Below are 20,783 nucleotides of genomic sequence, written 5' to 3'. Positions count from 1 at the left end.
CACTAGGCCCTGACCAGCAACGCGACACACTCCACGTGGTGCGTCATCGGATATTGGTCAAAAGCGCGGATGTCCGCCAGTTCGTACCCGAGCTCCCCGAACCACTTGATGTCCCGCGCCAGCGTCGCCGGATCACACGACACGTACACGACCCGCGAGGCCCGCAGCCCCGCCACCCGGTCCACGACCTCGCGCCCCAGCCCCGCCCGAGGCGGGTCGGTCACCACCAGGTCGGCGCGTTCGATCTCCAGCCGGTCGAGGGCCTCCTCCACGCGGCCACGCTCGAAGGAGACCTGGGTGACGCCGCGCAGGTTCCAGCGGGCGTCCTGCACCGCCTGGGCCTCGCTCTCGATGCCCAGCACGGCTCCCGACGGGCCGACCGCCTCGGCCAGGCCGGCTGCGAACAGGCCGGCGCCGCAGTAGAGGTCGAGGGCCCACTCGCCCGGCTTGGGCTGGGCGAAGTCGAGGACGGCGTCGAGCAGGGTCGCCGCCGCGCCCGGGTGGACCTGCCAGAAGCCGCTGGCCGAGACGCGGAAGTCGCGCTCGCCCACCCGTTCGGTGAGGGTGCCGTGGCCCTGGAGGACGCGGGTGCCGCGCCGGCCCTCGTCGAGCATGACGCTGGCGTCGATGTCGGGGATCCGCACGTCGCGGTGGGGTTTGGGGGTGACCACGACCGCGTGGTCACCGCCGGTCGAGGCGATGAACTCCACCGAGGAGGCGCCGCGCCAGCCCTCGGTGGCGACGCGCAGTTCCTCGATCGTGGGGTCGGCGATCAGGCAGTCGGTCACCGGCTCGACGTCGTGGGACCGATGGCGGCGCAGGCCCAGGAGGCCGTCGCGGCCGGTGGCGTACTGGACGCGGGTGCGCCAGCCGAGGCCGTCGGGCGCGCCGGGCACCTCCTCGACCGTGATCTTCCGGTCGATGCCCGCGAGCCGGGACAACTGTTCGGCCACCACGTCGGCCTTCAGGCGCCGCTGCGCCTCCAGGGAGGCGTGCTGCCAGTCGCAGCCGCCGCACCGGCCCGGCCCGCTGAAGGGGCAGGGCGGGGTCACCCGGTCGGGCGAGGGCTCCAGGATCTCCACCGCGTCGGCGCGGAGGAAGCGGGCCGTCTCCTCGGTGACGCGGGCCCGCACCCGCTCTCCGGGAAGCGCGTGCCTGACGAACACCACCCGCCCGTCGTGCCGGGCGACGCACCATCCGCCATTGGCCACCTGGCCCACCGTCAGTTCAAGCATCCCTCCATCATGCCTTGGACTGGCCGCCGGACCGACCGGACGAAGATCCATAGGGCCGTCGCACGGATCCCGGGGCGGCCGGTTCGACCCGGCCGATGACCCGGTCGGCCGACTGGAGCTGCCACGGCACGCTGGTGACCATGACACCGGGCTTGAACAACAGTTTGGCCTTCAGCCGCAGCGCGCTCTGGTTGTGCAACAGGTGCTCCCACCAGCGGCCGACGACGTACTCGGGGATGTAGACGGTCACCACGTCGCGCGGGGAGCGGCGGCGCAGCGACTTGACGTACTCGAGGATGGGCCGGGTGATCTCGCGGTAGGGCGAGTCGAGGATCTTCAGCGTCACGGGGATGCCGCGCCGGTCCCACTCCTCCTGGAGGCGCTGCGACTCGGCCGGGTCGACGCCCACCGAGACGGCCTCCAGGGTGGAGGGGCGGGTGGCGCGGGCGTAGGCCAGCGCCCGCAACGTGGGCTTGTGGATCTTGGAGACCAGCACGATCGCGTGGTTGCGGGCCGGGAGCATCGAGGCGTCGATGTCGTCCTCGGGCGCGGACAACTCGGTCGCGACCGCGTCATAGTGGTGCCGGATGCCCTTCATCATCAGGAACAGCACCGGCATGGCGATGCAGACGATGTAGGCGCCGTGGGTGAACTTCGTGATCAGCACGACCACGAGCACGACGCCGGTCATCACGCCGCCGAACCCGTTGATCACCCGGGCCCGCATCATCTGGAACCGGACCTTGGCGTCGGTCTCGGTGCGCAACATCCGGGTCCAGTGGCGGACCATGCCCGTCTGGCTGAGCGTGAACGACACGAACACGCCCACGATGTAGAGGTTCAGCAGCTTGCTGACGTCGGCGTCGAACGCCCAGATCAGCAGGCCCGCCCCGGCGGCCAGGATGATGATGCCGTTGCTGAAGGCCAGCCGGTCGCCCCGGGTGTGGAGCTGGCGGGGCAGGTAGCGGTCCTGCGCCAGGATCGAGCCCAGCACCGGGAAGCCGTTGAACGCCGTGTTGGCCGCCAGGAACAGGATCAGCGCCGTCACGGCCGAGACCAGGATGAACAGGAGCGTTCCCGGCCCGAAGACGGCCGAGGCGACCTGCGAGATGATCGGCTCCTGGTAGTAGTTCGGGCCGACCGCCGTGCCGTCGGGCCGCAGCAGGCCGCCCGCGACGTGGGCCGGCTCGGCGACCGTCACGCCCGCCTTCAGGCCCAGGAAGATGATGCCGCCGAACATGCTGACGGCGACCGTGCCCATCAGCAGCAGCGTGGTGGCGGCGTTGCGGCTCTTGGGCTTGCGGAAGGCCGGCACGCCGTTGCTGATCGCCTCGACCCCGGTCAGCGCGGCGCAGCCTGACGCGAAGGCCCGCAGCACCAGGAACGCCAGGGCGAACCCGGCCAGGTCCATCTCCTCGGGCACCACGTCGAACCCGGCGGTCGGGGCGCGCAGCTGGTCGCCCAGGACGATCAGCCGGAACAGCCCCCAGAGGATCATCCCGATGACCGACGCCATGAAGAGATAGGTGGGGACCGCGAACGCGATGCCCGACTCGCGGATGCCCCGCAGGTTCATCAGCGTCAGGACCACCACGATGAGGATCGCCACGAGCGGCTTGTGGGTGGCCACGAACGGGATCGTGGCGCCGACGTAGTCGACGCCGTTGGCGACCGACACGGCCACCGTGAGCACGTAGTCGACCAGCAGCGCGCTGGCCACGGTGAGCCCGGCGTTGGGCCCAAGGTTGACCGTGGCGACCTCGTAGTCGCCGCCGCCCGACGGGTAGGCGTGCACGTTCTGCCGGTACGACGCCACCACCGTCAGCATGATCACGACGACGCCCACGGCGACCCACGGGCTGAAGTTGTAGGCGGCGACACCGGCGATCGAGAGGATGACGAGGATCTCCTGCGGCGCGTAGGCCACGGAGGAAAGCGCGTCGCTGGCGAAGACCGGCAGGGCGACGCGCTTGGGCAGGAGCTGCCCGTGCAGCTCGGTGCTGCGCAAGGCGCGCCCGACCACGAGGCGCTTGACGAGATCCGTCACCTTTGGCACGACTGAGAAGCCTAGTCGCCCTGACCAGGGACACGGCACGCGGCGGTGCCCATAGACGGGATACTGTCCCCATCGACGTCTCGACACCGGCGGGGAGCATGCACATCGTGATCATGGGGTGCGGGCGCGTGGGATCCACGCTCGCCCACATCCTGGAGGACAACGGCCATTCGGTCGCGATCATCGATCGTGATCCCCAGGCGTTCCGCCGCCTGCGCGCGGGGTTCCGGGGGCGCCGGGTCACCGGGATCGGCTTCGACCGAGACGTCCTGGAAGAGGCGGGCATCGAGTCGGCCCAGGCCTACGTCGCGGTGTCCAGCGGCGACAACTCCAACATCATCAGCGCCCGCGTGGCGCGCGAGACCTTCGGCGTCGACAACGTCGTGGCCCGCATCTACGACCCCCGCCGCGCCGAGGTCTACCAGCGGCTGGGCATCCCGACCGTGGCCACCGTGCGGTGGACGGCCGACCAGATCCTGCGCCGCGTGCTGCCCGAGGGGGCCGAACCGCTGTGGCGCGACCCGACGGGCACCGTCGTGCTGGCCGAGGTCACCTACAACCCGGCCTGGATCGGCACCCGCGCCGTCGACCTCGAGACCGCCGTCGGCGGCCGGGTCGCGTTCTTCAACCGGATGGGCGAGGCGGTCGTGCCGGCCCAGGACACCGTGCTCCAGGAGGGCGACGTGCTCCACGTCGTCGCCGCGGGCACCCACATGGACCACATCAACAAGGTGCTGTCCGGCACTCCGGCCGAGACCGAGGAGAACTGATGCGCGTCACGATCGCCGGGGCGGGCGCCGTCGGCCGCTCGATCGCGGCCGAGCTCCTCGAGAACGGCCACGAGGTGCTGCTGATCGACATCGACCCCAAGGCCATCAAGATCGACAGTGTGCCGAGGGCCGAGTGGCTGCTCGCCGACGCGTGTGAGATCTCCGCGCTCGACGAGGCCGGGCTGAACGCCTGCCACGTCGTGATCGCCGCCTCCGGCGACGACAAGGTCAATTTGGTGGTCTCGCTGCTGGCCAAGACCGAATACGGCGTGCCGCGGGTGGTCGCCCGCATCAACCACCCGAAGAACGAGTGGTTGTTCAACGAGTCGTGGGGCGTCGACGTCGCGGTCTCCACGCCGCGCCTGATCAGCGCGCTCGTCGAAGAGGCGGTCAGCGTCGGCGACCTGGTGCGGCTGATGACGTTCCGCCAGGGTCAGGCCAACCTGGTCGAGCTGACCCTGCCGGAAGACGCGCCCGTGGTGGGCCAGCGGGCCGGTTCGGTGCCGTGGCCGACCGATTCGGCGCTGGTGGCGATCCTGCGCGAGGGCCGGGTGCTGGTGCCCTCGGCCGACGACCCGCTCGAGGCCGGCGACGAACTGCTGTTCGTGGCCAGCCAGGAGGTCGAGGAGGAGCTGAGCCAGCTCCTCGCCCCCCACTGACGGGTCAGGTGGTGGGCTGGGTGGTCCGTCCGCGGGCCAGCATCCAGCCCACCGTGGCCAGCGCGGCCAGGTAGACCGGCCAGCCGAGGGCGACCTTGGCGATGCCGAGCCAGAAGACGTTGCCCGCCAGGTAGAGCGGGATCTGCACGCCCAGCTTGATCAGGCCCGGCAGGGCCATGATCCACGACAGCTTCACGCACAGGTCGACGATGCCCTTGTCGCGGTGCCAGGCGATCGGGTCGTCGGGGTTGGTGGCCCCCAGCAGGAAACCCAGGAACGGCCAGCGCACCAGGATCGACAGGATCATCAGCGCCTCGACGACGGCGATCCAGAGCATGCCGGGCAGGAACGCGTCCTCCGCGTTGCCGCTGCGCAGCGCGAAGAACGCGCCGATGCCGATGCCGAAGAGGCTGTTGAGCACGAACTGCGGCGTCGACCGCTGCACGATGCGGACCAGCAGCAGCACCACCGACAGGGCGACCGAGAGGATCACGGAGAACTTCAGGTCTTCGGTGAAGATCCAGGTCAGCGTGAAGGCGATCGTCGGCACGGCCGCCTCGACGGTGCCCCGCCTGCCACCGAACGCCTTGGCGATCTGGGCCCGCACCACGGCCTCGACGCTCTCGTGGGCGCTCACCGGCGGTGGGGGGCGGCCTCTTCGGCAGTGCTCACGTGTGGTTCACCGTTCCTCGTCACCCGGTTGGGCGAAGTTCGTACCGCGGGTTGAACATGACCTTGCGACCGTCTTGCAGGCTCACGAGGCCCTCGGCCCGGACCACCCGGCCCGGCTCGATGCCGACGATCTTGCGTCGGCCCAGCCAGACCAGGTCGATGACGTCGGAGCCGTCGTACAGCTCGGCTTCGAGTGCCGGGGCGCCGCCTCGTGGCCGGAGGGTCACCGTACGAAGGGTACCGGCCACGCAGAAACGCTGGCGTTCGCCACACGCCGCGATGGGAGTGGCCCCGTGGCTTTCGAGGTCTTCCCGTAGTTCAGCCGCCTCCAGCTCGGCCTGGCTGGTGGCCAGCCGGCGGAAGAAGCCGCGTAGTCCGCCCTTTTTGACGGGCTCCTGTGTGCTCATGATGCTTCAGCCTAGGCGATGGGCGTCCAGGTGCATAACGGTCCCATATCGACCGGGCAAAAGCGGGAATTCACCGGGTCTCGGTGATCTCCGGGCCTCGTTCGTAGGGGTCGTAGCCCTTGTCCTCCGACTGCTCCTCCAGGGCCTGGCGGGCCTCGGGCGGAAGCTGGAGCGGGATGCCCTCGCGGGGGGCCATCGGCTCGTCGCCCCGGACGACCACGACCTCGCGCACCACGCCTTCCAGGACCGCGGCGGCGGCCGGGTCGACGGCGGCCCGGCCGGTGATCACGGCACGCAGGAACCAGCGCGGGCCGTCGACGCCGATGTAGCGGATGGACGCCTCGGGGCCGTTCTGCTGCGGCACGACCGCGTGGAGCTCGGTGCCGAAGGGGCCCTCGGCCTCCTTGACGGTGCCCTTGGCCGACTCGACGTCGCGGGTGAGCTCGACCCGCAGGTCGTCCCACAGGCCCGACTTCTTCGGGGCGGCGAAGGCGTGCAGCTGCAGGGCGCTCTCGTGGGCCAGCACCAGCGCGCCGACGATCTGGTCGCCGGCCACCTGGAGCTGGACCTCGAAGTCGGGGCCGATGGGCAGGTGGAGCCCGCCCAGGTCGACCCGGTCGGCCTCGGGGTAACTGTCGGCGGCGTCCCAGGGGCCGGACTCGCGGGCCGGGCCCTCGGGTGCGGAGGCCGGCTGCCGGTCTGGAGTGGGCTCGGACGGGGTCTCGGCCGCGCCGCGTCGGCGTCGGAACACGATGGTCACCTTTCCTATCTGCCGGTGGAGCCGAAGCCGCCGGCGCCGCGCGCCGATCCGGGGAGCCGCTCCACCTCGTAGAACGCCGCCTTCTCGACCCGCTGGATGACCAGCTGGGCGACGCGGTCACCGCGCCGCAGCCGGACGGCCTCCTTGAGGTCGGTGTTGAGCAGCGTCACCTTGATCTCGCCTCGATATCCGGCATCGACCGTTCCAGGCGCGTTGACCAGCGTCACGCCGTGCTTGGCCGCCAGCCCGGAACGTGGGTGGACGAACGCGGCGTAGCCGTCGGGCAGCGCGATCGCCACGCCCGTGCCGACCATGGCCCGCTCGCCCGGGAGCAGCTCGACGTCTTCCGCCGCGTAGAGATCGGCACCCGCGTCGCCCGGATGGGCGTATGCGGGTAGCGGCAGCTCAGGGTCGAGCCGGTGGATCAGCACCTCGACACTCATGGATCGCAACCCTACCGGTTGGGGCCACCCGGGACGGCGTCTCCCGCGCCTGGTGAGGGCTCTGGTTCGGGCGGGTTGGGTTCGACCGGCTTGGGCGGTTCCACGGGCCGGTCGCGGCGCAGCTCGGGCAGTGCCCGGTAGATCACCGCCGTGACCGGGACGGCGACCACCGCTCCCGCGATGCCGCCGATGATGCCGCCGACCGCCAGCACGATGATGATGGCCAGCGGGTGGAACTCCAGCGCCCGGCCCACGATCAGGGGCTGGAGCACGTGGTTCTCCAGCTGCTGCTCGACCACCAGGACGCCGACGAAGATCAGGGCGTACACCCAGCCCTGGGAGCCGAAGACGACGAGGGTGGCCACACCGCCGGCGAAGAAGATGCCGACGATCGGGATGAACGACGCGAAGAAGATCAGCACCGCGAGCGGCGCCCACAGCGGCACCCGCATCCCGGCCAGCACGATGCCGATGACCAGGGCGTGGACGGCCGCGACCGCGACGGTGCCCAGCACGTAGTGGGACAGGGTGCGCCAGGCGGCCCGGCCGGCCCGGTCGACCCGGTCGGCCGCGCCGCCGAAGGCCCGCAGGAACCAGGCCCAGATCCGGTCGCCGTCCTTGAGCAGGAAGAACGTCACGAACAGCAGCAGCACGATCGCGGCCAGCGCCTCGACGAGGGCGGTCGCGCCGGTCAGCACGGTGTCGGTGATCTGGCTGCGCTGCTCGTTGATCTGCCGCGTCAGTTCCTCGACGAAGTCGGCGATCTGCGCCTCGCGCAGGTGGAGCGGCCCGGTGAGCAGCCAGGCCTGCACGTCGCGCGCGGTCTGCTGGATCTGCGCGACCAGGCCGGGGAACTCGTCGTTGGCCCGGTTGCCGATCAGGAAGCCGAGGCCGCCGATGAACGCCAGGGCGACGAGCATGGTCGTCCAGGTGGCGTATATCGGCCGGAACCCGGCCCGGCGCAGCCGGCTGGTGATCGGGTAGAGCAGCGCCGTGAGCAGGAACGCGATCGCGACCGGGAGGGTCACGAAGCTCAGCCTGGCCAGGATCATGGCGAAGAAGTAGACGACCACGCCGATGACGATGACCCGCCACGACCAGGCCGCGACGATGTTCAGTGTGGGCGGTACGCTCGCCCGCCGGCCCTTCCCCGGATGGGCATGCTCACGATCTGCGATCACGCGTCCAGCCTGGCACGGGAACCGGCCGGGCGCGCAACCGGATTAGCCTTCTTCGAGGACGGTGTTGACCACGAGCGGGCCCTCGGCCCTCTCCAGCACGAACTCCTCGACGTTGCCCGCCGCGCACAGGTCGTCTTGGGCGAGCCTGACCAGGTCGGCCTTCTCGCCGCGCACGTCGAGCCGGGTCACCTCGGCCCGCATCGACACCTTGGCCGCCGACTTGGCCTTGCGCACCCGCGCCAGCACGTCGGCCACCGCTTCGAGCACCTCGGGGTCGCCGCCGCGACCGGCGACGGCGGGCCAGGCGGCGGTGTGGACCGAGCCGTCGCGCCACCACGACCAGACCTCTTCGGTCACGAACGGCAGGAACGGCGCGAACAGCCGCAGCAGCGTGTCGAGCGCGGCCCGCAGCGCGGCCACCGCCGAGGCGTCGCCGTCGTAGGCGCGTGCCTTGACCAGTTCGAGGTGGTCGTCGCAGAACGCCCAGAAGAACCGCTCGGTCCGTTCGAGGGCCTTGGTGTAGTCGTAGGCCTCGAAGGCGCGGGTGGCGTCGCGGACCACCTCGTCGAGGGCGGCCAGCATCGACAGGTCGAGCGGCGCGGTGATCTCGCCGGGGTTGTCGTCGAAGGAGAGCACGAACTTCGACGCGTTGAGGATCTTGATGGCCAGACGGCGGCCGATCTTGATCATCCCGGTGTCGAAAGTGGTGTCGGTGCCCGGACGGCCGTTCGCGGCCCAGTAGCGGACCGCGTCGGACCCGTACTGCTCCAGCAGGCCCATGGGCGTGACCACGTTGCCCTTGGACTTCGACATCTTCTTGCGGTCGGGGTCGAGGATCCAGCCCGAGATGGCGGCGTGCTTCCACGGCAGCACGCCCTCCTCCTGGTGGGCCCGGACCATCGTGGAGAACAACCAGGTGCGGATGATCTCGTGGGCCTGGGGCCGCAGGTCCATCGGGAAGACCCGCCGGAACAGGTCGGCGTCGCGCTCCCAGCCGCCCGCGATCTGCGGCGTCAGCGAGCTGGTCGCCCAGGTGTCCATGACGTCGGGGTCGCCGGCGAAGCCGAAGGGCTTGCCGCGCAGGTCTTCGGTGAAGCCGGGCGGCACGTCGCTGGAGGGGTCGACCGGCAACATGCTCTCGGGCGGCACGATCGGCGCCTCGTAGACGACCTCGCCCTCGCTGTCGAGCTGGTACCACACCGGGATGGGCACGCCGAAGAACCGCTGCCGGGAGATCAGCCAGTCGCCGGCCAGCCCCTCGACCCAGTTGTCGTAGCGGACCCGCATGTGGGCGGGGTGCCAGATGAGCTCGCGACCCCGGTCGAGCATCTCCCAGCGCAGCTTGGCGTCGCGCCCGCCGTTGCGGATGTACCACTGCCGGGTGGTCACGATCTCGAGGGGCCTGTCGCCCTTCTCGTAGAACTTGACCGGCCGCTTCACCGGCCGCGGCTGCCCTTCGAGCTCGCCGCTCGCGGCGAGCATCTCGACGATGCGCTCGCGGGCGCTGTGCACGGTCTTCCCGGCCAGTTCCCGGTACGGCTCCGCGTTCACGCCCTCCGGCGCGTCGGGCAGCATCCGGCCGTCCCAGCCGACGACGGCGCGGGTGGGCAGTTCGAGCTCCCGCCACCAGGTGACGTCGGTGACGTCGCCGAAGGTGCAGATCATCGCGATGCCCGAGCCCTTGTCGGGTTCGGCCAGGTGATGGGCCAGGACCGGCACCTCGGCCCCGAAGAGAGGAGTGCGCACGGTCGACCCGAACAGCGGCCGGTAGCGCTCGTCGTCGGGGTGGGCGACCAGCGCCACGCAGGCGGGGATCAGCTCGGGCCGGGTCGTCTCGATCCAGACCCGGTCGGCGAACCCCTGCGCCTGCTGCTCGGGCGACAGGTGGAAGGCGATGCGGTGGAAGGCGCCCGGCCACTCGCGGTCTTCGAGCTCGGCCTGGGCGACGGCGGTCCGGAAGGTGACGTCCCAGAGCGTCGGGGCCTCGGCGAGGTAGGCCTGCCCGCGCTCCAGGTTCCGCAGGAACGCCCGCTGGGACGCCGCCCGCGCGTTCGCGTCGATCGTCTGGTAGGTCATCGACCAGTCGACCGACAGGCCGAGGCGCCGCCACAGCTCCTCGAACGCCTTCTCGTCGTCGGCCGTCAGCCGCTCGCACAGCTCGATGAAGTTGCGCCGGGAGATCGGCACCTGCTGCTTGCCCGGCTTCTCCGGCGGCTGGAAGTCCGGGTCGTAGGGCACCGAGGGGTCACATCGCACGCCGAAGACGATCTGGACCCGGCGCTCGGTCGGCAGGCCGTTGTCGTCCCACCCCATGGGGTAGAAGACGGCCTTGCCCCGCATCCGCTGGAACCGGGCGATCGTGTCGGTGTGGGTATAGGAGAAGACGTGGCCGACGTGGAGTGATCCGGAGACGGTGGGAGGCGGCGTGTCGATCGAGAAGATCTGCTCACGCGGACGCGACCGGTCGAACCGATAGAGGTCGTCGGCGGCCCAGCGGTCTACCCACGCCTGCTCCAAGCCGTCGAGGGAGGGCCTGTCGGGGGGCAGTGGTCGCTGAGTCGTCATGCCACCAGATGTTATGGCGTACGGGCCTGGCGGACGCACCAGAATAAGGTCGATACCGAGGAGGGATCATGGCGGGTAAGGAAGAGAAACCGGACATGCAGTGGCGCATCGTCGGCGGCCTGGTGGGGCTGGCCGTCGGTTTCGTCGCCAAGAAGGCCCTGTCCTTCGCCTGGGAGAAGGCCACCGGCAGGAAGCCCCCGGCCAGCGTCGACTCCCCCGACGTGAGCCTCGGCGAGGCCATCGCCTACGCGGTCGTGATGGGCCTGGGCATGGAGGTCACCCGCATCGTCGCCACCAGGGCCGCGGCGAAGCGCTGGAAGAACTGGAAGGACATGGCCCGGGACGTCGCGGAGGAGATCAAGGACTGAGGCTCACCCTGGTCGGTCGCCGGCCGGCCAGGGTTCGCTCACGCCTCCAGGTCCTTGAGGAAGTCGCTGGCCCAGCGGTCGACGTCGTGGGTGGCGACGCGGCGGCGGAGGGAGCGCATCCGCCGGCCCAGCTCGTGGGGCGGCTCGTGCATGGCGGTCATCATGGCCCGCTTCATGCCGTCGATGTCGTAGGGGTTGACCATGTAGGCGTGCTTGAGCTCGTCGGCGGCTCCGGCGAACTCGCTCAGCACCAGGGCGCCGCGCAGGTCGTGGCGGCAGGCGACGTACTCCTTGGCGACCAGGTTCATGCCGTCGCGCAGCGGCGTCACGACCATCACGTCGGCCGCGCAGTACAGGGCCGCCAGTTCCTCCCTGTTGTACGACTGGTGCATGTAGTTGATCGGCGACCAGCCGAACAGGCCGTACTCCCCGTTGAGGCGGCCGACCTGGAGCTCGATGTCGTTGCGCAGCCGGATGTACTCCTCGACCCGTTCCCGGGTGGGCGTGGCGATCTGCACGAACACCGCCTCGCCCGGCTCGATCCGGCCCTCGGCCAGCAGCTCGCCGTAGGCCTTGAGGCGCTGGCCGATGCCCTTGGTGTAGTCGAGCCGGTCGACGCCCAGCAGCACGTGGTCGGGGTTGCCGAGCTCGGCCCGGATCTCCTTGGCCCGCGTCATGATGTGGGGTTCGCGGACGAGCTGGTCGAGAGACCCGAAGTCCACCGATATCGGGTAGGCCTCGGCGCGCACGATCCGGTCGTCGACCTGGATCTCGTTGCGGCTGGCCGGCAGGTTGAGCACCCGCCGGGCGAGCCGGACGAAGTTGGAGGCGCCGCCGGGGCGCTGGAAGCCGACGAGGTCGGCGCCGAGCAGGCCTTCGAGGATCTCCTTGCGCCAGGGAAGCTGCCAGAACAGTTCGGCGGGCGGGAAGGGGATGTGCAGGAAGAAGCCGATCTTCAGGTCGGGCCGCAGCTTGCGCAACATCGCCGGCACGAGCTGAAGCTGGTAGTCCTGGATCCACACGACCGCCCCGGGGGCCGCCGCGTCGGCCGCCGCCCGCGCGAACCGGTCGTTCACCGCCCGGTAGGCGTCCCAGAGCACCCGCGAGTAGACGGGGGTGGCGACGACGTCGTGATAGAGGGGCCACAGCGTGGCGTTGGAGAATCCCTCGTAGTAGAACTCGACCTCGAGCTGCGACAACGGCACGGGAATGAGGTGCATCCCGTCGTGGTCGAACGGCTTGAGTTCCTCTCCGGCCGCGCCGTGCCAGCCCAGCCACGCCCCGTCTCTCCGCTGCATCACCGGAGCGATCGCGGTCACGAGGCCGCCGGGACTGCGACGCCATTGTTTTTCGCCCACACGGTCGACCGGCAACCGGTTCGCGACGATCAGGAACGAGCTGGTGCCACGCATGAGCCCTCCAGTTATCGCCTTACGAACAACCATACGTAAGGTCCCCGGAACCGCCCATACCCCCAACGACGTGCACAATTCATTACGTCAAGTGTGAGAATGATCTCCCGCAGGTCGTGACCTGTTACCGAATGGTTTAGACCAGGGGGTAACGGTTTGATATCAGCTCTGCGGAGCGGGGGGAAGACCACGCTGACGGCGCAGATCGGTGCGCACGGCCTGGGCCAGCCGCTTGGTGGCGAGCCGGTTGAGCGCCCCTCCGGCGACGGCGCCGGTGAGGAAGGGGCCGAGGGTGGTGAGGTGGCGGCCGAGGGTCCGCATGAGCCGGTTGCGCAGCGAGGTCTTGGCCGCCGCCCCGAGGGCGAGCGTGACCGACGCGGGCTTCAGGGGGTCGACCCCGCGCTGCTTGGACCAGGCGATGGCGAACTGCGCCGCCTGCGCGGGCCGGGTGCCGGGCACCTGCACGCCGTAGACCTCGTGGAGCTCGGCCAGCAGCTTGACCTCGATGGCGGCCACGACGACGGTCTCGGCGACGAGTTGCGCCGGAGCGGAGAGGAGGAGAGGGGGCGCGGCGAACTCCGCCGCGGCAAGGGCGCCGCCCACGGCGCCGACGGCCATCGTGGCCTTCGTCGCGGTGCGGACGAGGTCGTCGGCCAACTGCTCGCCGGTGAGACCGTAGTGGTGTTCCTGCAGGGTCGCCAGGTCGCGGATCGGCAGCCGCATGGCGACGTTCATGAACAGGTCGGCCAGCCAGCGGCCGCGGCCGACCCCGCTGGCGCCCGCCTTGCGGGCGGACGTGGCCAGTACGCCGCTGAGGCGGCCGAGCAGCCTGCGCCGCTCGGCGCCGTCAGTTTCCCCCGGTGCATCCTGGCTGACAAGCTTGCCGATGATCTCGGCGACTTCGTCGTCGCCTTCGCGATCTCTACTCTGATCTCTGGTCTGATCCGCTTCTGAAGACATCAACGGACCCTTCCCGGAATCAGGCCGCGCACTCGCGGCAGACCTGCTGTCCGTTCCTCTCGGAGGCGAGCTGGCTGCGGTGGTGCACCAGGAAGCACCGTGAACAGGTGAACTCGTCGGCCTGCCGAGGGATCACTCGGAGCGAGAGCTCCTCGTTCGACAGGTCAGCCCCCGGCAGCTCGAGCGACTCGGCCAGATCGGTCTCGTCGATGTCGATGCTGCCCGACGACTTGTCGCTGCGCCGCGCCTGGAGTTCCTGAAGGCTGTCTTCGCTCAGGTCGTCGTCAGTCTTGCGCGGGCTGTCGTAGTCGGTAGCCATTTGCGTACTCCATCCCCCTCATCTATATCTCTGACGCTTCGGGAGGGTGGCGCCCATACCGGGCATTCGGTACCCCGGATGAATGGACGCTGAACCTCCCGACTCGCGAGGGTGTTCCCCACCTCGGCTCCGGTTAGCCAAATATGGCGAAACCACAGCATTGGCGGGATGACCCACCGCGTTCGACGGCACATCCAACCACATTGCGCGAGTGGATGTGCAGCAGGGCACGATCACCGCGCCGAGGGAGTCGTCGCGGGAGCCGAGCCCGGCAGTCGCACCGTCACCACGAGGCCGCCGCCGTCACGCGGGACCGCCGTGACCGTCCCCCCGTGGGCGCGCACGATGGCGCGCACGATGGACAGTCCCAGTCCCGCCCCCTTGGCCGACTCGATCCGGTCGGCGTGCAGCCGCCGGAAGGGCTCGAAGAGCGCGTCGACCTCGTAGGCAGGGACCAGAATGCCGGTGTTGGCGACCTGAACAACGGAGGCCCCGTCGACGATTCCCGATCGCACCCAGACTTTTCCGCCGGACCCGTTGTTGTACTTGACCGCGTTCTCTACCAGGTTGCTGACGCACCGTTCGAGCAGCACCGGATCGCCGGTGGCCTGGGCGGGATGGAGGTCGTACTCGACGTCGACGCCCTCCTCGGCGGCGAACGGCGCGAGCTGGTCGACGGCGGTCTTCACGACGTCCTGGACGTCGACGGCCTTGCGCACCGACAGATCGCGTTCGCTGCGGGCGAGCAGCAGCAGGCCCTCGATGAGACGTTCGTGCCGGGCGTTGGTGCCGAGCAGGGTCCGGCCGAGCACCTTCAGGTCCTCGGAGGCCTCCGGGTCGGAGAGGGCCACCTCCAGGACGGTCCGGTTGATCGCCAGGGGCGTGCGCAACTCGTGGGAGGCGTTGCCGACGAACCGCCGCTGGGCGTCGAAGGCGCTGTTGAGCCGGGTGAGCATGGCGTCGAAGGTGTCGGCCAGCTCCTTCAGCTCGTCGTCGGGGCCCTGGAGGTCGATGCGCTCGTGGGCCAGCGAGGTCTCCGAGAGCTTGCGGGCGGTCGCGGTCATCTGCATGACCGGCTTCAGCGCCCGGTCGGCCACGACGTAGCCGAGGATGAGGGCCAGGATGCCCACCCCGAGCAGGGCCATCAGCGACCGCTGGAGCACGTAGGTCTGGGCCGCCTCGATGGTCGCGCTGCGCTGGCCGAGCCAGTAGTCGTCCCAGATCTGGGAGATCTCCGCCGGCACGTCGCCGCCCAGCGGCACCGGCGTCCAGGCGTCCTTGATGGCCCAGCCGACCAGCGAGTACATGACGAACACCAGGAGCGCCCCGGCGGCGAAGAACATGGCGCCGTAGGTGATGGTCAGCCGCCAGCGGATGCTGAGGCGGCCGGCCAGCTCCTTGACCTGCTCGGCGAGCGGCTGCCTGACCGGCCGGGCCTCGCCGGGCGGCGGGCCGTCCCAGGCGGGCGGGCCGCTCGGCGGCGGCGGCTGGCTCCGGTAGGGCCCGGTGCCCACCGGCGACGTCATCCGGTTACCTGGCTTGGGACGCTCCGCGGTCACCTCTTCTTTGCGTTCGGTCCAGTCGGTCACAGCTTGTACCCCACTCCAGGCACCGTCTCGATCACCTGGGGCTCGCCCAGCTTCTTCCGCAGCGTCATCATCGTCACCCGGACCACGTTGGTGAACGGGTCGATGTTCTCGTCCCACGCCTTGTCGAGCAGGTCCTCCTGGCTGACCACGGCCCCCTCGGCGCGCAGCAGCTCCTCCAGGACGGCGAACTCCTTCTTGGTCAACGTGATCTCACTGCCGTCACGGGTGACCAGTCGCTTGCCGGGGTCGAGCCGGATGCCCGAGCGCTCCAGCACCGGCGGCAGGGCGGAGGCCGACCGGCGTCCGAGCGCCCGCACCCGCGCCACCAGCTCCATGAACACGAACGGCTTGGCGAGGTAGTCGTCGGCCCCCAGCTCCAGGCCCTCGACCTTGTCGTCGACGTCGCCGCTGGCGGTCAGCATGATGATCCGCGAGGCGCTGCGCTGCGCCACCAGGCGCCGGGCCACCTCGTCGCCGTGGACCTTCGGCAGGTCACGGTCGAGCACGATCACGTCGTAGTCGATGTAGCCCGTCTTCTCGAGGGCCGCGGCGCCGTCATAGGCCACGTCGACGGCCATCGCCTCCCGGCGCAGACCGGTCGCGATCGCGTCGGCGAGCACGCGCTCGTCCTCCACCACAAGCACCCGCATCGGGCTTCCTCCTTCATCAGGTGGGTTCATTCTCGCGGCAGTGACCGTAAGTGCACGGTAAGCCTCATCCCGAGATGGAGGAATTTCCATGTTTAGGCGTTTAAGGGGGGTGGGTAGAGGTGGTCATACCCCCGAGCCTGCGCGTCCGCTTCCGCGTCGGCTCGATGAAACCCCCTTAGGAAAGAAGGTGAGATGGGCGAGTTCACGACCACGATCGAAACCCGGCTCGACCAGGCCTACAAGGGACTCCAGGAGGCCGAGTCGTCCGGTGACGATTTCCTCGCCGACACCCTCACCGCCGAGATCGAAGATCTTCGGAGGCTGGCCGACGACCACGGCATCCCTCTTCAGCGCTGACTGACCCAGGCTGAACTCCGAGCAGCAGCGGACCCCGCCCGGCCGACAGGCCGGGCGGGGTCCGCGTTTTGAATCTGCCCGACAGACACGACCCCGCCCGGCCGACAGGCCGGGCGGGGTCCGTCTTTCTCAGAGGTCTCGTTCCGGGTCGAGTGTCAGCAGCAGGTCGTGGAGCTGGCCGAACAACTCAGGCGCGGCGGCCAGGCCCAGTTCGATGTTGTACGCCGTCCCGCGCAGCCCGCCGACCTTCGCGCCCGCCTCCTGGGCGATCAGCCCGCCGGCGGCGTGGTCCCAGTAGTTGGTGCCGCGCTCGTAGTAGGCGTCCACCCGCCCGGCCGCCACCGAGCACAGGTCGACCGCGCACGAACCGCCCCGGCGGATGTCCCGCACCCGCGGCAGCACCTCGGCCAGCACCTGGGCCTGGACGGCCCGCCGCCCGGCGGCGTACCCGAAGCCGGTCGCGACCAGCGCCCGGTCGAGCGGCACCCCGGTCGAGCAGGTGATCGGCCGGTCGTTGAGGAAGGCCCCGCCGCCGCGCACGGCGGTGAAGACCTCACCCATCGGCGGCACGTTGACCACCCCGGCCACGATCTCCCCGTCGACCTCGACGGCGATCGACACCGCCCAGGCGGGCAGCCCGTAGAGGAAGTTGACCGTCCCGTCGATGGGGTCGACGACCCAGCGCGCGTCGCCCGCGCCGGGGGTGTCGCCGCCCTCCTCCCCGAGGATCGCGTCGTCGGGGCGGTTCTCTGTGATCCGGGCCCGGATCAGGTCCTCGGCGGCGCGGTCGAGGGCGGTCACGACGTCGGTGGGGCTCGACTTGGTCTCCACCACTTCGGGGCGGGCCGAGAGCGCGGCGCGTTCGGCGAGGAGCAGGTCGCCCGCCTCGATCGCGATGCTCCGGGCGAGATCGAGGAACTTGTCCGGGTTGAGCGGCATGCGCCAAGGCTATCGAGGCCCGCCGGACAGGTCGTTTCGAGCCGACGACGACCAGGCCACGTCAGGTGGCCTCCGCGGGCCGATTGATCACTCGACCATGCCGGCGCTAGAAGAGCGTTTCCTCGGGAGGAGGCGCGTAGCGGTCGTCCGGCACCCAGTCATCGGGCGGCCGGGGAGCCCCGTCCTGGCGCGAGCGGGCGTCGGCTGTCGCCCTCACCCATGTCGTCTGGACTTTTGGGTTGTTCGCTCGGGGACGCTTTTCGGCGATCCACGCGACGTCCTGGGGTCCGAGGATTTCCACCAAGGCCCGTTGGTCCAACCGCTGCCGTCGAATGTAGTCCTTTCGGTCTTCGCCCAAAGTGGTGGGGAGGGCCGCCGCGAGAATCTCCATGATGGCGCCCCACGGAAACCCTCGGTCAGTTCGTACCCGGTCCTGGAATTCGGCGTTTTCGGCCAGTCGCCGAATGGCCGCGTACGCGAACGTCTCCATGGTGTCCAGCCGGTTCGCGACGGTGACTCCGGTGCCGCCGACCGCTTCGACCGCATCGTGAACGGCCTGCTGGAGCTCCCTTCTCAGCCGGGAGGCGTAGCAGTCGAGCCCGTCACGGTCATAGTTCGGGTCGGCGAGCTTCACCATGCTCTCGAAGAGCATCGCGCGGATGGGAATCGGGTAGGGCGTGATTCCGGCACTGGACCAGAAGATCCCGTGGCCGGGAATCGGCTCGTTCAGCAGAGACGACAGCAGGTCGTCAGAGAAATGCGCGTTCGCCTTCTTGGCCGCACGAAGATCTCCTTCGGAGAGCAAATGGAAGAGAAACCAGTTGTCCCCTTGGGAAAGGATTTCCGGCGGGATGCTGGCCGGCTGCTGCGTGATCAAGACCGCGCCGAGATCGTACTTCCGTCCTTCCTTGACCCACGACACGAAGGGACCCTCGCCCTGGGCCGCCGCGGGGCTCAAGACCGACTGCGCCTCTTCGATGACCGCGATCGTCGGAATGCTCCGGGAGTCCTTCTTGGTGAACTCCGACTGGTTGTGTTCAAAGATGTGCTGGAGGATGACGCCGGCCAGCGCCAGCCCCTGCGATCCGCGCATCTGCGAGATGTCGACCACACAGAGCTTGCCGTCGGACAGAGCCCTGACGAGTGCCTGCAGGAGCTGGCTCGAAGGATCGTGGAGCGTATTGACGATCCGCACCATGTTGGCGCGTGCCGCGAGCGCCTCCGCGTCTTGACTGCCGTCGTCTCGGAGGTCCAGAGCGCTGTAGATGTGGCGAAGGTCGGTGCCTCCCTTCTCACGCCATACCTGGTCGACCAGCCTCGCCCACACCTCTGGTCGCAACTGCCTGAGCTTGGCGACGTTCTGCTGGTCCTGACGTTCGGCCGGAATTACGAGAGAGACGACCTTGGCGGCCTGGAGCTCCTTGATGTTGAGTTTGACCTTGTCCACGATGAAGGACCGGTAGAAGGCGCTGTCGCCTTCCTTGTCGGTGAAGACGACCAGTCGGTCCCGAAGCCCGGGGACGTCACAGAGACCCGGCCTGCCCTTGTCGTCGGGCCAGTAGTACTCCCCGTCGGGATCGAAGATCACGGTGCCGACGGGGACCACACGGTCACGCTTCGTCGTGGTGGGCGGTGCGGGGCGGCCGTACAGATTCGAGAACTGCATCTTCACGAGGTTCGACTTGCCGAATCCCGCGCGAGCGAAGACGAAGGACCGCCGGCTGACCAACTGGTTGACGTTGAAGCGGGGAATGATCTTCGGGCTGCGCACCTCCAGCCACTCGACATCGCCCACTCGCAGGTCGTCGCCGGCGAAGACGAACTCGCCGAAAGCGAGAAACCCGAGTTCGGCCGCCCCGTCACCTCCGCCGGTGGCACCGGCCACGTGAAGGAGCAGTTGCTCCGACAGGAAGGCGACCTTCGCCCCCACGTGCGGAAGCCTGCGGTGGGAGGGGACGAACATCGGCGCTTTCCCGGCTCCCCCGCTCCGGAGGACGCCGAGAATACGAATGTCCACTCGGTATTTGAGGTACTGCTCCCGCAGGTCCTCCGGAATGGCGCGGTCTTCGCGCTGCTGCCGTAACGCGTAGTCCTCTCCGGTTCCGGAGACAAGGCGGCCCTGCGCGGAGATCGTCGTGATCCGGCCGAGGACCGCTTCCGTGTCGTTCTCCAATCCCACGATGATGAACTGACCGTGCATGGGCGACGACTGGAAGTCATTGCGGTACGGCAGGATGAGGTCGGCGTGGAACTCCAGCCCTCCCTCCGAGAAACCGAGGAAGGTTCCGACCACGTTCTGCTTCTCGAAGAGGGTCATTGATACCTCACCGCTGCCGGGTCGACGGCGGCGAGGCGCTGTGCGTCAAAGACGTGCCGCCGATCAGCGGCGATCTGCTCACGAACGGCCTCCTCAAGCGAGGTTTGAAGGATCGCCAGATCCAGATCGACCACCTGCGCGTGCCGATCGGCCTCCTGCAGGCAGTGGGGATAGAAGGGGACGGGAAAGCCCTTCTGCGCGTCGTCGAGCAGAGAGCCGAACACCTGCTGGGCCCGGTCGGCCTCGCAGTGCAGGATGTCGACGGTCCACACCGGGTCTCCGGAACGGTCGCCGAACCTGACCAGGTGCATGGCGCCCATGTTGAACTTCGGGTTCTCCTTGCCGTCGTCTGCGTCCTCGGGAGAACGAACGTACTCGTCCCATTCGTAAACCTTGCTCTGGAGCGAGGTCGGCACCGGGGCATAGCAGGCGTAGCCGGATTTGAAGACGTTCTGAACGGCCATTGCCAGCCGATATCTTTCGATCACCCGCGAACGCTTCGCGATGCCCACGAGGAAGATCTCTCTTCTGCGCGTTTTCCTCGTGGCCTCTATCGCCCCCTTGATCTTCTTGTACATCTGAACGAAGAGGTCATCCCGGAAGATCTTGGCGCGGAGGAGACCGTCCCTGACGATCAGGGTGTCGCCACCCCATGTCTGTCTGGTGATGAGGTCATACAGCGCCGCCCACTCGCAGAGATCCCGGAATACCAAGGGCCATGACTGCGATTTCGGTCTTGCGGGGATCATCGGGCTCAGATCGGCCAGCGAGGTGACATTCAGATCACTCATCAGCCGGCCCAGGGGTGTGCCCTCATCCAGGTGGCGCTGTCCGAGCGTGGTCGTGTCACTCGACGGGGAGATGACGTCCAGGACCAGTTCCTGGCCGAAGGTGTCCACGACTCGCACGACCTGAAGCGAGAAGGGGTTGAACACCAGCCTGTTGTTTCCCCCGTCGGAGGCCACCAGGGAGATCCGGTTGGTGTTCCGCGGCTGGATGGTGCTGACGTTCTGTTTGAGCAGGGCGACGTCGTCCATCACCTCTTGGAGGAGATTGGCGTCACCGAAGGTGGCGTTACGGATCAACTCTTTCAGCACCGGGAGTCGGTCGAAATCGAACATCGT

At 69.0% G+C, this 20,783-nt stretch carries 20 protein-coding genes; 4 read left to right on the top strand and 16 right to left on the bottom strand.

All coding sequences use genetic code 11. The features are described 5' to 3' along the window. Nucleotides 1-2 precede the first annotated feature (2 nt). Nucleotides 3-1,235, bottom strand: coding sequence for a class I SAM-dependent RNA methyltransferase (locus tag GT755_RS07970; RefSeq protein WP_161479048.1), 1,233 nt, complete (start codon nucleotides 1,233-1,235; stop codon nucleotides 3-5). Nucleotides 1,236-1,242: 7 nt separating this feature from the next. Next, nucleotides 1,243-3,291: an APC family permease gene (locus GT755_RS07965; protein ID WP_161479047.1), complete on the bottom strand. Its 2,049-nt coding sequence runs from the start codon at nucleotides 3,289-3,291 to the stop codon at nucleotides 1,243-1,245. Nucleotides 3,292-3,389: 98 nt separating this feature from the next. On the opposite strand from GT755_RS07965, the gene GT755_RS07960 reads away from it, so the two are divergent. Both GT755_RS07960 and GT755_RS07955 read left to right on the top strand, forming a co-directional pair. Further along, complete coding sequence (locus GT755_RS07960) at nucleotides 3,390-4,061, top strand: potassium channel family protein (RefSeq protein ID WP_161479046.1); 672 nt, start codon at nucleotides 3,390-3,392, stop codon at nucleotides 4,059-4,061. Beyond that, nucleotides 4,061-4,720, top strand: a complete 660-nt coding sequence (locus tag GT755_RS07955) for a potassium channel family protein (RefSeq protein WP_030454388.1) — start codon at nucleotides 4,061-4,063, stop codon at nucleotides 4,718-4,720. The genes GT755_RS07960 and GT755_RS07955 overlap by 1 nt, the downstream gene beginning before the upstream one ends. A 4-nt stretch (nucleotides 4,721-4,724) precedes the next feature. On the opposite strand, the gene GT755_RS07950 is transcribed toward GT755_RS07955, so the two are convergent. From GT755_RS07950 to valS, 6 genes are all read right to left on the bottom strand, one after another. Further along, complete coding sequence (locus GT755_RS07950) at nucleotides 4,725-5,357, bottom strand: DUF3159 domain-containing protein (RefSeq protein WP_328794241.1); 633 nt, start codon at nucleotides 5,355-5,357, stop codon at nucleotides 4,725-4,727. Between the two features lie 55 nt (nucleotides 5,358-5,412). Continuing rightward, a complete protein-coding gene (locus GT755_RS07945) occupies nucleotides 5,413-5,799 on the bottom strand; it encodes an OB-fold nucleic acid binding domain-containing protein (RefSeq protein WP_030454390.1) in 387 nt (128 codons plus the stop codon). 70 nt (nucleotides 5,800-5,869) lie between these two features. Further along, entirely contained in the window at nucleotides 5,870-6,550 is a 681-nt protein-coding gene (locus GT755_RS07940; RefSeq protein ID WP_285583059.1) for a DUF3710 domain-containing protein, read from the bottom strand. Between the two features lie 14 nt (nucleotides 6,551-6,564). Then, the gene (gene dut, locus GT755_RS07935; RefSeq protein WP_030454392.1) at nucleotides 6,565-7,002 is read right to left on the bottom strand and encodes a dUTP diphosphatase; all 438 of its coding nucleotides are present in this window, start codon (nucleotides 7,000-7,002) and stop codon (nucleotides 6,565-6,567) included. Between the two features lie 11 nt (nucleotides 7,003-7,013). Continuing rightward, complete coding sequence (locus tag GT755_RS07930) at nucleotides 7,014-8,183, bottom strand: AI-2E family transporter (protein WP_328794239.1); 1,170 nt, start codon at nucleotides 8,181-8,183, stop codon at nucleotides 7,014-7,016. A gap of 42 nt (nucleotides 8,184-8,225) precedes the next feature. After that, nucleotides 8,226-10,748 carry a valine--tRNA ligase gene (valS, locus tag GT755_RS07925; protein ID WP_161479045.1) on the bottom strand — a complete coding sequence of 841 codons (2,523 nt, stop codon included), beginning with the start codon at nucleotides 10,746-10,748 and terminating at the stop codon, nucleotides 8,226-8,228. A gap of 68 nt (nucleotides 10,749-10,816) precedes the next feature. Here valS and GT755_RS07920 point away from each other — a divergent pair, with 68 nt between their 5' ends. Continuing rightward, a complete protein-coding gene (locus GT755_RS07920) occupies nucleotides 10,817-11,116 on the top strand; it encodes a DUF4235 domain-containing protein (RefSeq protein ID WP_161479044.1) in 300 nt (99 codons plus the stop codon). 38 nt (nucleotides 11,117-11,154) lie between these two features. Here the strand turns inward: GT755_RS07920 and GT755_RS07915 are convergent, their stop codons facing one another. The 5 genes from GT755_RS07915 to GT755_RS07895 form a co-directional block, all read right to left on the bottom strand. Then, entirely contained in the window at nucleotides 11,155-12,528 is a 1,374-nt protein-coding gene (locus GT755_RS07915) for an alpha,alpha-trehalose-phosphate synthase (UDP-forming) (RefSeq protein WP_161479043.1), read from the bottom strand. A 162-nt stretch (nucleotides 12,529-12,690) separates the two neighbouring features. After that, nucleotides 12,691-13,488: a hypothetical protein gene (locus GT755_RS07910; RefSeq protein WP_235966197.1), complete on the bottom strand. Its 798-nt coding sequence runs from the start codon at nucleotides 13,486-13,488 to the stop codon at nucleotides 12,691-12,693. 19 nt (nucleotides 13,489-13,507) lie between these two features. Beyond that, complete coding sequence (locus tag GT755_RS07905; protein WP_161479042.1) at nucleotides 13,508-13,807, bottom strand: DUF4193 domain-containing protein; 300 nt, start codon at nucleotides 13,805-13,807, stop codon at nucleotides 13,508-13,510. Nucleotides 13,808-14,040: 233 nt separating this feature from the next. Further along, nucleotides 14,041-15,333, bottom strand: a complete 1,293-nt coding sequence (locus GT755_RS07900; RefSeq protein ID WP_161479041.1) for a sensor histidine kinase — start codon at nucleotides 15,331-15,333, stop codon at nucleotides 14,041-14,043. A 59-nt stretch (nucleotides 15,334-15,392) separates the two neighbouring features. Then, the gene (locus GT755_RS07895; protein ID WP_030454400.1) at nucleotides 15,393-16,046 is read right to left on the bottom strand and encodes a response regulator transcription factor; all 654 of its coding nucleotides are present in this window, start codon (nucleotides 16,044-16,046) and stop codon (nucleotides 15,393-15,395) included. Nucleotides 16,047-16,238: 192 nt separating this feature from the next. Between GT755_RS07895 and GT755_RS38465 the strand changes: the two genes are divergently transcribed. Further along, nucleotides 16,239-16,403 carry a hypothetical protein gene (locus GT755_RS38465; RefSeq protein ID WP_169806295.1) on the top strand — a complete coding sequence of 55 codons (165 nt, stop codon included), beginning with the start codon at nucleotides 16,239-16,241 and terminating at the stop codon, nucleotides 16,401-16,403. A gap of 129 nt (nucleotides 16,404-16,532) precedes the next feature. Here GT755_RS38465 and GT755_RS07890 read toward each other — a convergent pair whose 3' ends face one another. From GT755_RS07890 to GT755_RS07880, 3 genes are all read right to left on the bottom strand, one after another. Then, nucleotides 16,533-17,342, bottom strand: coding sequence for an inositol monophosphatase family protein (locus GT755_RS07890; protein ID WP_161479040.1), 810 nt, complete (start codon nucleotides 17,340-17,342; stop codon nucleotides 16,533-16,535). 106 nt (nucleotides 17,343-17,448) lie between these two features. Further along, on the bottom strand, nucleotides 17,449-19,659 hold the full coding sequence (locus GT755_RS07885; protein ID WP_161479039.1) for an ATP-binding protein: 2,211 nt from the start codon (nucleotides 19,657-19,659) through the stop codon (nucleotides 17,449-17,451). After that, nucleotides 19,656-20,780 carry a hypothetical protein gene (locus GT755_RS07880; RefSeq protein WP_161479038.1) on the bottom strand — a complete coding sequence of 375 codons (1,125 nt, stop codon included), beginning with the start codon at nucleotides 20,778-20,780 and terminating at the stop codon, nucleotides 19,656-19,658. The genes GT755_RS07885 and GT755_RS07880 overlap by 4 nt, the downstream gene beginning before the upstream one ends. Between the last annotated feature and the right edge of the window lie 3 nt (nucleotides 20,781-20,783).

The sequence above is a fragment of the Herbidospora solisilvae genome (assembly GCF_009901565.1).
Lineage (GTDB): Bacteria > Actinomycetota > Actinomycetes > Streptosporangiales > Streptosporangiaceae > Herbidospora > Herbidospora solisilvae.
This window is presented reverse-complemented; position numbering and strand designations above follow the sequence as displayed.

Coding starts and splice junctions, on each gene's coding strand:
- GT755_RS07970 (WP_161479048.1), bottom strand. CDS start 1,235: ATGCTTGAACTGACGGTGGGCCAGGTGGCCAATGGCGGATGGTGCGTC.
- GT755_RS07960 (WP_161479046.1), top strand. CDS start 3,390: ATGCACATCGTGATCATGGGGTGCGGGCGCGTGGGATCCACGCTCGCC.
- GT755_RS07955 (WP_030454388.1), top strand. CDS start 4,061: ATGCGCGTCACGATCGCCGGGGCGGGCGCCGTCGGCCGCTCGATCGCG.
- GT755_RS07945 (WP_030454390.1), bottom strand. CDS start 5,799: ATGAGCACACAGGAGCCCGTCAAAAAGGGCGGACTACGCGGCTTCTTC.
- dut (WP_030454392.1), bottom strand. CDS start 7,002: ATGAGTGTCGAGGTGCTGATCCACCGGCTCGACCCTGAGCTGCCGCTA.
- valS (WP_161479045.1), bottom strand. CDS start 10,748: ATGACGACTCAGCGACCACTGCCCCCCGACAGGCCCTCCCTCGACGGC.
- GT755_RS07920 (WP_161479044.1), top strand. CDS start 10,817: ATGGCGGGTAAGGAAGAGAAACCGGACATGCAGTGGCGCATCGTCGGC.
- GT755_RS07915 (WP_161479043.1), bottom strand. CDS start 12,528: ATGCGTGGCACCAGCTCGTTCCTGATCGTCGCGAACCGGTTGCCGGTC.
- GT755_RS07910 (WP_235966197.1), bottom strand. CDS start 13,488: ATGTCTTCAGAAGCGGATCAGACCAGAGATCAGAGTAGAGATCGCGAA.
- GT755_RS07905 (WP_161479042.1), bottom strand. CDS start 13,807: ATGGCTACCGACTACGACAGCCCGCGCAAGACTGACGACGACCTGAGC.
- GT755_RS07900 (WP_161479041.1), bottom strand. CDS start 15,333: ATGACGTCGCCGGTGGGCACCGGGCCCTACCGGAGCCAGCCGCCGCCG.
- GT755_RS07895 (WP_030454400.1), bottom strand. CDS start 16,046: ATGCGGGTGCTTGTGGTGGAGGACGAGCGCGTGCTCGCCGACGCGATC.
- GT755_RS38465 (WP_169806295.1), top strand. CDS start 16,239: ATGGGCGAGTTCACGACCACGATCGAAACCCGGCTCGACCAGGCCTAC.
- GT755_RS07890 (WP_161479040.1), bottom strand. CDS start 17,342: ATGCCGCTCAACCCGGACAAGTTCCTCGATCTCGCCCGGAGCATCGCG.
- GT755_RS07885 (WP_161479039.1), bottom strand. CDS start 19,659: ATGACCCTCTTCGAGAAGCAGAACGTGGTCGGAACCTTCCTCGGTTTC.
- GT755_RS07880 (WP_161479038.1), bottom strand. CDS start 20,780: ATGTTCGATTTCGACCGACTCCCGGTGCTGAAAGAGTTGATCCGTAAC.